7 protein-coding genes and 1 pseudogene are annotated in these 12,185 nt (G+C 64.7%); 2 read left to right on the top strand and 6 right to left on the bottom strand.

Features of this window, described 5'->3' with window-relative positions; genetic code table 11:
• From LGN17_RS36235 to LGN17_RS36215, 5 genes and pseudogenes are all read right to left on the bottom strand, one after another.
• Positions 1 to 1,288 (bottom strand): filamentous hemagglutinin N-terminal domain-containing protein (locus LGN17_RS36235; protein WP_226201534.1); only part of this gene is annotated, 1,288 nt, incomplete at its 3' end.
• 403 nt (positions 1,289 to 1,691) lie between these two features.
• A pseudogene (locus tag LGN17_RS36810) lies at positions 1,692 to 1,949 on the bottom strand (Imm75 family immunity protein); the annotation flags it as partial.
• 49 nt (positions 1,950 to 1,998) lie between these two features.
• The gene (locus LGN17_RS36225; protein ID WP_226201532.1) at positions 1,999 to 2,382 is read right to left on the bottom strand and encodes a hypothetical protein; all 384 of its coding nucleotides are present in this window, start codon (positions 2,380 to 2,382) and stop codon (positions 1,999 to 2,001) included.
• A 361-nt stretch (positions 2,383 to 2,743) separates the two neighbouring features.
• On the bottom strand, positions 2,744 to 3,064 hold the full coding sequence (locus tag LGN17_RS36220; RefSeq protein WP_226201531.1) for a helix-turn-helix domain-containing protein: 321 nt from the start codon (positions 3,062 to 3,064) through the stop codon (positions 2,744 to 2,746).
• Positions 3,061 to 3,411, bottom strand: coding sequence for a SymE family type I addiction module toxin (locus tag LGN17_RS36215; protein ID WP_226201530.1), 351 nt, complete (start codon positions 3,409 to 3,411; stop codon positions 3,061 to 3,063). Before LGN17_RS36215 ends, LGN17_RS36220 begins: the two co-directional genes overlap by 4 nt.
• Before the next feature lie 224 nt (positions 3,412 to 3,635).
• Here LGN17_RS36215 and LGN17_RS36210 point away from each other — a divergent pair, with 224 nt between their 5' ends.
• Positions 3,636 to 3,881 (top strand): hypothetical protein, encoded by a 246-nt coding sequence (locus LGN17_RS36210; protein ID WP_226201529.1) that lies wholly within the window; start codon positions 3,636 to 3,638, stop codon positions 3,879 to 3,881.
• A 266-nt stretch (positions 3,882 to 4,147) separates the two neighbouring features.
• On the opposite strand, the gene LGN17_RS36205 is transcribed toward LGN17_RS36210, so the two are convergent.
• On the bottom strand, positions 4,148 to 7,183 hold the full coding sequence (locus tag LGN17_RS36205) for an ATP-binding protein (RefSeq protein ID WP_226201528.1): 3,036 nt from the start codon (positions 7,181 to 7,183) through the stop codon (positions 4,148 to 4,150).
• A gap of 371 nt (positions 7,184 to 7,554) precedes the next feature.
• Between LGN17_RS36205 and LGN17_RS36200 the strand changes: the two genes are divergently transcribed.
• Positions 7,555 to 12,185 (top strand): ESPR-type extended signal peptide-containing protein (locus tag LGN17_RS36200; RefSeq protein ID WP_264166183.1); only part of this gene is annotated, 4,631 nt, incomplete at its 3' end.

Below are 12,185 nucleotides of genomic sequence, written 5' to 3'. Positions count from 1 at the left end.
TGCCGCCCGTCAGCGATGCATTGCCGCCCGCGACATTCTGGCCGGTCGCGGTCAGTTGGCCGGACGCCGTCAGGTTCAGGTCGCCACTGTGTGCGACGGAGCCGTCATTGTTCACGCCCGCGCCGAGCGTGCCAGTCGAATTGATGCTGCCGGCGTTCACCGTCGTATTTTGCAGCGCCGCGAGCGTCCCGCTGTTCGTGAGATCGGCTGCCGTGCTGGCCGACAGCGATTGCTGCGCGTACGTTGTGCCGCTGTTCTGGATGCCACCCGCGGCCGACAGCGCCATATTGCCGCTTGCCGTGGTCTTACCCGTAAGGACGAGCCGACCGTTCGACTGCAGCGTCAGGTCGCCTGCCTGCGCGGCGATGACGCCGGCGTTGGCGACCCCCACACCGAACTCGTTCGATGCGAGGACGATCCTATTGGCATACATTCCGCCCAACTGGCTCACGTCGATCGCGACCGCTGGAGCGGGGCCGTCACCGGCGATCGGCGTTGCGGCGAGCGTGTCGTGATTAACCTGGGCCGCGCCGGCGATCACGTTCAGGTTCTTCGCATAGATGGCGGAATTGACCTGTACAGCGCGGGCGATAAGGTCCACCTGATCGGTACCGGTTGCGTTCAAGCCGGTACCCGAGACGGTCACGAGCCCGCGGTTGACGTTGTATCCGGCGAGTGAACCATCGGCGCCGTAGTACGGCACGCCGGTCGTCAAGGTCGCGCGGCTGGTATTCAGGAAGGTTCCGCCATCTACGAAAATCCCGGACGGATTCGCCAGGACGAGCTCCGCACGCGCGCCTGCGATCTCCACGGCGCCGCGAATTTGGGACGGATTCGGGCTGTTGACCTGGTTGACGATGATCCGCGCGGCCTGCCCGGCGCCGTAATTCGGGTTGCCATTGATCCAGCCCGCCTGCTGGGTCTGAACCATCGTGGCCGAGTTGTTCAGGATCGCGCCAGCCTTCTGTACATCGAACTGATTGTAGGTGTTGACCGATACGCCCGCGCTCGACGGACGCGCCACGTTCACTTGCGGCAAGCCGTTCGGCGTTTGGATCACCTGCGTGCTGGTGCCCGGCGTCGGGATGATCTGCGCATCGGACAGGGTGGGCAGCAGGCCGAGCGCGGCGACGCTCGCCACAACAACACGAGCGCCAGACGTCGACGACCGCCGCCACGCGCGTGCTTCGCCCGTTGCCGATTTGCCCTCGGCCGTCGCTGTCTCCGCGACGGCCACCACCATGCCCCGAAGTCTGGAATACACCAGACGATGCGTATTTTTGTTCATACTTTCGACGCGGCCCGCGCTCATTCGTTGGATGCTTGGCCGCAAGCATATCGAAAGCATTACGAATTACTGTCAGAAATTGCAAGCCGTTGACGGAAAACCACAAATTCGGATTTTCGGACGCATCTGATTGACGCGGCACCCTGACTTTCCGGCCGCCTCTCCGGAGGTCGAGCGGAGGGCCAACGCGTGTGGCTCATCATCGAAGCGGAGCAAGAACCTTGTTGATTTACGCATCGATCTCATCGGCGAGGTTGACCCATTCGGCGGTCACCCGCCGGGCACTCGGCGCCGTCTGTATCGAATGCAAGCATGCGAACACCTCGCGGCATCCGGTCAGCTCGACGCGCATCATGCCGCCAATCGCCGCGGCTTCACGCTTCGCGTTATCGGCCAACTGTTCCTCGCGACGCAGCCGATCCACCCAATCGGCAAGATCGTCAGTCCAGTCGCGCAAGCGATACAGGCGTCGCCCGAACGACGGCGTTCCCGTGAAATCGAGATTGAAATGAACTAAGCGCGCCTCGTCCCCAACCGAGGTCGTCACCACGAGTCGATCAGCTTTGTCGTCGATCGCTTCGAGTCGAACGCTGTCGACGAAGGTGGTCACGCCCGGCAACAGCTCTCGCTTGAGCGCGACCAGCGTCCGGACGTCACGCATGAAACTGGCTGCCAAGTCCTGCGACGCCTGGACAGGGCAGCATGTGCCGTCAGTTGTCGATCCAGGCGCGCCCGGCCGCGAGGTCGGTTGATGTCACCATACGCATGGGCATGCCCATGCGTTCGTCGTCAGGGCGCGCAGCGGTCTGCGACGTCTCCGCGAGCGAATCGGACAGGATGACCCACTCTTCGCGGTCGGCATAGCGGACCCAAAAATCCACGAGATGACGTTGTCCACCGAGCTGCGCGTAACCCGGACGCTCGCAAAAGGAGTGGACGACGGGATCTGTCTCGATGAGCAGCCACAGTTCAGGCGCGCCGCGTTGGAACAGCGTCAGTCGGCGATTGAGTTTGAGGCTGAAGGCGTCCAGCCGGGGTGCGCCGCGCGGGCGCGGCGTCGTAACCGGCCGCATCGCGTGCCGGGAATCGTCCATCAGGGCCTTACGGTCGGGCTTCGAAGTTTACGACGCGAGTTGAATTAATTTGCTCTACGGCAATCGGCGTGTGTATCAGGCGCACGGCGGATCGGGCGATCCGTTGGGTGAGCCGCTGCCGATGATCACGGCAGCGGTTATTTTGCGGATTCAACGCGGATGACGGAATCAGCCTGTTCCGATTGGCTGTGACAATCGTCCACGTTAAATGGAAGGGGTGTGGCGCCGAAGCCGCTTCGGTCCAGACCGTTCGGCCAGGCCGCAGTCGTGATTTCCTTGATGGCACCGACGCCTGACACTGCCTTAAGCGCGCCGGCGCGCTTAAGGCTGCTACCCCTTCCTTATCGGGCTACACCCGCTGTCAGACCGACACCGTGATACCCGCCGGGCCCGATTCCCCCACGGGCCGCACCACGATTTCCACATGCTGGCCAAACGCCGCCAGCATCACCATCAGATGATCCAGCGTAACGTTCCGGAGCCGCTCGCGCTGCTCGGGCGTGACCGCCGCCCGGACCATTTCCGCGAGCGCCGCAGCCTCGTCCTCACTCAGGCCGCGCGTGGCGATCAATGCGTTGAGTTTCAGCACGAGTGCAGACTTGGCCGCCAGTTCCCCGACGTCGTAGTAGTCGAAATCGTCCGGCACGTTGTCGGCGTCGTGATGCTGATTGTCGTGACTCATTGTGCTTCCCCCGTGATCACCGAGAACTGCCGCTGCCGCCGCTCCGTCGCGGGTTCGACAGCGGGGAATCCATGCTTCCCGACCTTCCCGACAGGATCGCTGCCCGCGGCGTCGATCGGCGTGATCACCAGCCGCTGGTGCGACACCTCGATCTGCAGGCGCTGCTCGGGCTCGAAACCCGCTGCCTCGATCCACCGGCCGGACAGCTTCATCCACAGATGCAGGACAGGTGGCGCCATATCGGTGAGCCTCAGGTGCGGGACGATGCGGCGAGATTGAGACGATGTCTGAGTGTTGACGAAACAGTCTTGGAAAATAAATGGTGCGCTATGATTCGCGTCAGCCATGGTCAACTCCTTGGTTGAGTTGGTTGTGGTCAGCGGCCTGCGGGTGCTCCTACATCTGCAGGCCGCGCTCGTTTACGCGTTGGATTCCGATCGTCACTTCGTCACATGCATGGCGTGGCGACATGACCTGAACCTCCTTGCGAAAACGTGCAACCACTGTAGCCAAGATCGAACGGTTTCGGGTGCGGGTTATTTGCGTTTCTGCAGAACCGGCCATCAGGTCTATGGCTCGGATGCTTGCTGGTCAACGCTTTCGCGGCGCTTGCGTTGGCTGGCCGCATCTTCGTTTCATCACCAATGTGTTGAAAAGCGTGTCGGACGATCGCTTCGATGTACCCATGGCACACATCACGACGCGCTCATTCGCCGCTCACCATGACGATGAATGCACGCGAGACGTCGACGATCCAGGCGTGACCGCGCGAAACGACGAACCGGCCGCCATCCGTCAACGAATGGTGGTTGATTGACGGGAAAAAATCCGAGCGCAAATCGGTTCAGTCCTATTGGATACGGCATCCCGTGACGGTAAGCTTGGTTTGCGCGGCACCGTGACGCATATTCGACGGCGGTCGTTGGGCCCGGCCGTAATGCGCGCTACGTCGGTTGTAGCACTACTCCTCACGCTGCCTCATGCGAGCGTCGAACACCGGCCCACGGTTGCCGCGCACTTCCTTCCTTCGTCATCCGGACGAATCGAAGCGAGCCGAATGCCCGCCTCGCTCTCCCTCCATTCTTACTGCTTCGTTGCCGCCGCCATCGCGAGCGGGTCGGCACGCTGCTCCGCGCTTGCTTCGGCGCGCCGCGCGAGTGCGCTTTCGGCGCGGCTTCGATACTGCTCGAACTCCCGCGCGAACGCCACCGCGTCGCCGGCCAGCGCCAGCGCTTCGAGCGACGCGCACAGGCCCGACACGTCGCGCTCGCCGATCATCGCGAACGCGCCGCGCATGCTGTGGATCTCCGCGCGGGCGGCTTTCAGGTCGCCGTATTCGAGCGCCCGCGCGATCGCCGCATTGGCCCGATTCGTCGCATCGGCCAGCGCCGCACGCAGGTCGCGCGGCAGCGGCCCGCGCGTACTGGCCGGCGCCGGCAGCAGTGCGCGGCCTGGCCGCCACGGGCCCGTGTATTTCGCGATCGCCTGTTCGAGCGAACGCAGCGACGTCGGCTTCGTGACGATCTCGTCGATGCCCACTTCCTTCGACAGCCGCATCTCGTCCGGCTCCGCATGCGCGGTCACGGCCAGGATCGGCAGCGCGCGGCCGCGCTCGCGCAGCATCCGCGCGAGCGCATAGCCGTCGAGGCCCGGCATGTTGAGGTCGGTCATCACGATCGCGTAGTCGTGCCGCTCGACGAGATCGAGCGCTTCCGCGACGCTCGACGCCACGTCGGCGCGATAGCCGAGCACGTCGAGCTGGTCGTGCACGAGCGAGCGGTTGACCGGGTTGTCGTCGACGAACAGCACGCGCAGGTCCGGCGTATCGCCGCCGGCCGGCGCGGGCTGCATCCCGTGCTGATGGTCGAGCGGCAGCGGCAGCGACACGACGAAGGTCGAGCCGACGTTCGGCACGCTGTCCACGGCGATGCGCCCGCCCATCGATTCCGCGAGCCGGTTGCTCAGCGGCAGGCCGATGCCCGTGCCGCCGAAGCGGCGCGCGATCGATTCGTCGGCCTGCGCGAACGGCTCGAACACGTGTTCGAGCTGCGCGGCCGTCATGCCGATGCCGGAATCGCTGACGCGGATCATCACCGGCGTGCCGTCGGCCGCGGGCGCCGTCACGGAGAGCGCGACCGTGCCGCGATCGGTGAACTTGATCGCGTTGCTGACCAGGTTGACGACGATCTGCCGCACCCGCAGCGGATCGCCCACGTACGGCCGCTCGGCCTGCGCATCGACGTCGACGCGCAGCGCCACGCCTTTCGCGCGCGCGATCGGCTCGAACAGCTCGACGATGTCGCGCGCCAGCTCGTCGATGCGGAAGCTGGTCGCTTCGAGCGTCATCCGGTCGGCCTCGATCTTCGTCATGTCGAGCACGTTGTTCAGCATGTCGAGCAGCATCCGCGCGGCCGACGTGACCGCGTGCAGCCGCGACTTCTCGCGATTGCGGTCGGGCGCCTTGTCGAGCAGTTCGAGATTGCCGAGCATCGCATTCAGCGGCGTGCGGATCTCGTGGCTGATCGTCGCGAGGAAGGTCGATTTCGCGCGGTTCGCGCTGTCGAGCGCGCGCTCGGTGTCGGCGCGCGTCGTGATGTCGGAGAAGCCGCACAGCAGCGTGTCCTTGCCGCGGTAGCGCACGCGCACGAAGTTGACGAGCAGGTCACGTGCGCGGCCGTCGTCGAGCGTCACGGGGAATTCCACGTCGAGCTGCACCGGCGCGCCGTCGGCTCCTTGCCGGTAGCGCGCGAGCAGGCGCTCGTGCAGCGGCGGCTCGCCGGCCGCGCTTTCGTACAGTTCGTGCATGCGGTTGCGCAGCAGCACCGCGTCGCTGTCGAGCGACACGAGCACGATCCCGAACGGCGAGGTCGCGATGATCGCGCGGCTCATCTCGTCGGTTTCGAACACGCGGCGCGAGCGGCGGAAAACCGGCGCGAACACCTTCAGGTCAAACGCGATCACGAGCGTCCACAGCACGGCCAGGATCAGCGCGGCCACGCCGAACTCGCGCACGATCGTCGGCCAGATCGCGATCGCGATCGTGCGCCACGAATACGCATAGACGATCGCGAAACCCGTGTCGGCGATTCGGTCGCTGATCGTGAACACGCCGTGCAGATAGCTTTCGTCGAAGCGGTCGAGGCCGCGCCGCCACGCGTTCTCGGCGAGCGCGTGGCGCATCAGCGCGGCGCCGTCGATCGACGCGCGCGTGCGGTCCTCGTCCAGCAGCACGCGGCCGGCCTGGTCGACCAGCATCACCACCGCGTCCTCCGGCGCCTGCTTCAGCCGGTCGTCGAGCACGTTCACGTCGAGATCGCTGACGAAGGTCATGAAATGGCGCGGGCCGTCGAACGCCGGTTCGACGAGGCGAAACACCTTCTTGCCGGTGAGCGGGTCGATCGCGGGCGGCTCCCACGCGATGCGGCGCGTTGCGCGCCAGTAGCGCGCGACGGCCGGGTTCGACCAGTCGGCGATGTTGAACGCGAGGCGATCGATCAGCGCGCGCGTGTCGGCCACGCCGATGTGCTCCAGCACGTCGCGATACGGCATCGACGGCGGCGGCGTGATCGCGAGCACGTTGCGCTCGGGGCTGTACGCGTAGCCCGACAGCGGCATCCCCGATTGCCGCTCGGCGGCCGCCACCGAGATCGTCAGGCGCTCCATCAGTTGCACGTATTTGTCGGCGTCGCCGCCGGTCAGCGCTTCAGGCGTCGTGGCCACGAAGATGTCGCTCACGTTGCGCAACGGCGACAGCACGACGTGGCCGTCGCGCGCGAGCGCGTCCGCCGCGCTGTGCGAATGGTGCGGGTGGCTGTTCCACAGCAGCTCCGCGTTGATCACCGAGCGCCGCACCGATGCCTGTTTCGCATCGATCTCGAGTTCGACGAGCGCCTTGTGCGTGGTGAACAGCTCGCGCCGCTTGGCGATGTAGTCGTGCACCGAGCCGTCGAGCAGCACGCTCGTCGCGAACAGGATCACGAGCGACAGCACGGCCGCGCCCCCGTACAGCGTGAAGCGCTGGTAGCGGTGCAGCAGGCTCAGGTCGCGCGCCTCGCCGTCGATCGACGCGAACGGCGCGCTGGCATCCACCGGGGACGCGAACAGGTTTCGGATGGGCATGGGACGAATACCGTGAAATCAATGCGCAAATCGGGGGCCGCGCGCGAGGCGGACGGCGAGTGCCGTTCGAGAATCGCGACGCGTAGCGATATCCGTAAGCCGTGTGGGATGGCAGGCGATTGCGCTGCCGGCTCGGGGAACGAGCCAATTATCGGGATGGCAGGGCCGCCGGTATGTAGGGCAGTCCGAAGCAAATCGCTCAGGGTGGTAGGACTGGTCCTAGTTACGAGATGGCCTGCGCGCTGCGTTTATAAAGCGCGACCGGCGCGCGTGTCAAACGATGCAGCGTTTTGGCGAAGTGCCGTGTGGTGTTTACCTCGCATAACTGTCAGGCATCGTCATATTCGGACCAGTCTTACAAATTAAGTTTTATGTCGGCCAGCTGTCTGATTATCGAAAGCACTTGTAAAAAATATATTGGCTCACGTAGCTCCAATCTCGTCTCACATTTTCGTAAAGAGGCAATCGACGTGAACAAGACATACCGAACCGTCTGGAATCCGAAGACAGGTACATGGGTCGCAGCGGCCGAAACGGTGCGTGCGCGCAAGAAATCGAACTCGACGATGCGTTCGTCGGTAACGGCCGCGGTCGCGGTCATGGCAGGTGTCGGCGGCGTCGGGTTCATCATCGACGCGGACGCGCAGACGGCGAACGGGAATGGTGCGCTGAACCTGTGCGGGGGCACGAACGGGGCGACTGGCCATACGTTCGGCTACTCCGGTCAAACGGTGAACGCGAACTGCGCGCCTATCGGCACCAACAATCCGTCCCTCCAGGGGCACGCGCCTTCCTTTTTGTTGGGGAACGGCGGTGATCTGAATGGCGCATCCGGGACCGGCGCAACGGTCAGCACCGCATCGGTGGCAGGCAGCCGAGACGGTCATTTGATGCTTTACGGTGCCAACGGCGTTCACGTCACCGGTGCGACGGATTTTGCCAATACCGTCAGCATGACGAACAACCGTATCCAGAACCTGGCTGCCGGTACGGCAGGCACGGATGCGGTCAACCTGAATCAGTTGAACGCGGCGATTGCGGCAACGGATGACAAGTATGTGGCCTTCAGCACCGGGACATATGCGCGGGACGCGGCCGCCACCGTCGGGACCAATAGCGCAACGGCTATTGGTCCGAACGCGAGCGCCACGGCGATCTCGGCTGTCGCGCTGGGTGGCAATTCGGTGGCGACCTCGCAGAACGGCGTGGCGCTCGGCACACTCGCGCGCGCGACCGCCAATGAAACGACCGCGGTTGGTGTAAGCGCAGCGGCTACCGCAACGAACGCTTCCGCGTTTGGGCGCAGCGCTGCGGCAAGCGCGAATGGTGCGGTTGCGCTTGGTTACGGTTCCGTTGCGGATCGCGCGAACACCGTCTCGGTCGGCACGTCGACATCGCAACGCCAGATCGCGAACGTCGCGGCCGGTACGCAAAACACCGATGCGGTGAACCTCGGTCAGTTGAACGCTGCGATTGCGGCGGCGGACAATCCGTACATCAGGGTGAACTCCGGCGGTTCTGTTCATGCGGCCGCAACGGCAACCGGATTTCGGGATGTCGCGATCGGTAACGGTGCTCGCTCGGATGCCTTGAGCGCGCCGGGCAATTCCATTTCCGACTACGCAGTTGCGCTTGGTTCGAGCGCTTCGGCCGGCGGATCGTCCGCGACGGCGATTGGCGCAGGGGCCCTGGCATCGACAGGCGCCAATAACATTCGCTCGAATGTGACGGCGCTTGGCGCCAATACTGCGGCGACGGCTGTCGGTGCGACGGCCATCGGTTATGGTGCGAACGCCAATGCGGGGAACTCCGTGGCATTGGGCACGAACAGCGTGGCCGATCGAGCCAATGTCGTCTCGGTCGGGTCGGCAACGCAGACGCGCCAGATCGCGAACGTCGCGGCCGGCACGCAAAACACCGACGCGGTGAACGTCGCACAGCTGAACGCTGCGATTGCGAACGTCGACGGCAACAGCCCGTACTTCAAGGCGAACGGCGCGCTTGACGGCACCGACGACGCCAGCGCCATCGGCGCAGGCTCGGTGGCCGTCGGCTCGAACGCGAAGACCCTCGCCGCAGGCGGCGTCGCGATCGGCAGCAGCGCCACCGCTGGCATGGCCAATGGCGTCGCCATCGGCAATTCCGCGATTGCTTCGCAAGGCGGCGTGGCGATTGGTCAGGGTGCGAATGTGCAGAGCACGAACGGCGTTGCGATCGGTACGAAATCGCAGGCCGGCGAGCACGGAACTGCGCTCGGCAATAACGCGCTTGCGGTGCCGAACGCGGTGGCCCTGGGTGCCAATGCGTCGGCGGTTAGCGAAAATGCGGTCGCGCTGGGTAACGGGTCGGTCGCAGTGGGCAACACCGTTTCGGTCGGCAGCCTCGGCAACGAGCGCAAGATCACCAACGTGGCGGAAGGTACGCTGTCGGACAAGAGCACGGATGCGGTGAACGGTTCGCAACTGTTCGCGACGAACGCGCGCGTCGGCTCGCTGGAGGATTCGCTGCATGACGGCGGCGTGATCGATCCGGTGACGGGCAAGTCGCTGGCGGTGGTGTACGACACCTCGGCGAAGAACAGCGTGACGCTGGGCGGATCGAGCACGGCGCCGCCGGTGCAGCTCAAGAACGTGGCGGACGCGACGGACGCGAACGATGCGGTGAACCTGAGCCAGCTGAACAAGGCGGTGGCGGATGCGGGCACGAGCAGCAACCCGTACATCGGCGGTCGCGGCACGGGTGTCGCCGCGCAGGCGACGGCGCTGAACGCGGTGGCGCTCGGCCTCGGTTCGGTGGCGAACGAGATCAACACGATTTCGGTGGGTAACTCGTCGACGGGCCTGACGCGCCGGATCACGAACCTGGCTGACGGCAATGCCGCGTCGGATGCGGCGACGGTTGGTCAGGTCAACGCACTGGTCGGCGGCGTGTCGACCAGCACGCAATCGGCGATCGACGATGTGAATACCAAGGTGGCGGCGCTTGATCAGCGGTTCTCGACGAATTCGATTGGTACGGAGTCGATCGGGACGATGGCTGCGCTCGACGACGCATACATCAAGGTGAACTCTGGCGGCACCGCTCATCTGGCCGCGACGGCGACCGGATATCGGGATGTCGCCATCGGTAACGGTACTCGTTCGGATTCTTTCAGTGCGCCGGGAGGTACTTATGCCGATTACGCGGTAGCGGTTGGCTCGAGCGCTTCGGCCGGGGGAACGGCCGCGACGGCGATTGGCGCAGGTGCCCTGGCATCAACCGGTGCCAATAACATTCGCTCGAATGTGACAGCACTTGGCGCCAGTACTTCGGCGACGGCAGTCGGTGCGACGGCAGTCGGTTTTGGTGCGATCGCCAATCAACAGAATTCCGTGGCATTGGGTGCGAACAGCGTGGCCGATCGAGACAATGTCGTCTCGGTCGGGTCGGCAGCGCAGACTCGCCAGATCGCGAACGTTGCGGCCGGTACGGCGGAAACGGATGCCGTGAACCTCGGGCAGTTGAACAAGGCTGTTGCGAACGTCGACAATCCGTACGTGAAGGTGGACGGCGCGGGTGACGGTTCGGACAACGCGAGGGTTGCGGCGGGATCGTATGGTGTCGCAATCGGTGCCGATTCCGGTGCAAGTGGCACGACCGGCATCGCCATTGGTGCGGGCGCAACGTCGACCAATACCAGCTCGATTGCGCTTGGTGCGGGCGCGAACGCGAGGGCTAACAATGCGATGGCGTTCGGCGCCAACAGCAACGCGACCGGCACGGGCGCCACGGCAATCGGCAATGGTGCGGTCGCTGCCGGCAACTACGGGGTCGCGCTTGGCCTGAATTCGAGTGCATCGGGTTCCAACGGTCTTGCGCTTGGCAGTACGTCGGTCGCGGCAGGGGCCGATTCCGTCGCGCTCGGTACGCTGTCGAACGTTGCATCGAACGCGACGAATTCGGTCGCGATCGGCCGCGCCGCGCAGGTGCAGGCCGCAGCGACGAATTCGGTTGCGCTCGGTTCGAGTTCGGTTGCGGATCGACTGAACTCGATCTCGGTGGGTTCGTCGGGGCAGCAGCGTCAGATCATTTATGTCGCGCGCGGTACGGCCAACACGGATGCGGTGAACGTGAGCCAGTTGAAGGATGCCGTGGCAGCCTTTGGCGGCAATGCATCGGTCGGCACGGACGGTTCCATCGTGAATCCGACGTACACCATTGGCGGGACGACCTATCGCAACGTGGGGGATGCGTTGAATGCGCTGTCCAACCTGGGTGGCGGCGGTGCGGATCCGCTGGCTGTGACCTACGGCACGAATGGTGACGGTTCGCCGAACTTCGAAGTGGTCGCGCTGAAGGGCGCGGACGGCACGACGTTGTCGAACGTGAAGGCCGGTGTCGCGGACATGGACGCGGTGAACGTGAGCCAGCTGAAGGACTCGGGCCTGATCGGCGACGATGGCAAGGCGATTGCGGCCGTGGTGTACGACGGCGAATCGAAGGACAAGGTGACGCTGGGCGGTGCAGATGGCACGACGCTGGCAAACGTGAAGGCCGGTGTAGCCGACATGGATGCAGTGAACGTGAGCCAACTGAAGGATTCGGGCTTGATCGGCGACGACGGCAAGGCGATTGCTGCGGTGACGTATGACCGTAACGCGGACGGTTCGCCGAACCTCGGTTCGGTGACGCTGGGCGGCACGGACGGCACGACGCTTGCAAACGTGAAGGCGGGTGTTGCCGACATGGATGCAGTGAACGTGAGCCAGCTGAAGGGCTCGGGCCTGATCGGCGACGATGGCAAGGCGATCGCCGCGGTGACGTACGACCGCAATGCGGATGGCACGCCGAACTATGGTTCGGTGACGCTGGGTGACGGCACGAATCCGACGCAACTGAAGCACGTGGCGGATGGTACGGATCGTCAAGACGCGGTGAACCTGGGTCAGTTGCAGGATTCGGGTCTGGTTGCGCCGGTCGATCCGACGAATCCGGGTGCGGGCCTGACGTCGCTGGCGGTGAC

Source organism: Burkholderia sp. AU30280 (assembly GCF_020420125.1).
Taxonomy (GTDB): Bacteria; Pseudomonadota; Gammaproteobacteria; order Burkholderiales; family Burkholderiaceae; genus Burkholderia.
The sequence above is the reverse complement of the archived record's forward strand: the minus strand, read 5'-3'. Positions and strand labels throughout refer to the sequence as shown.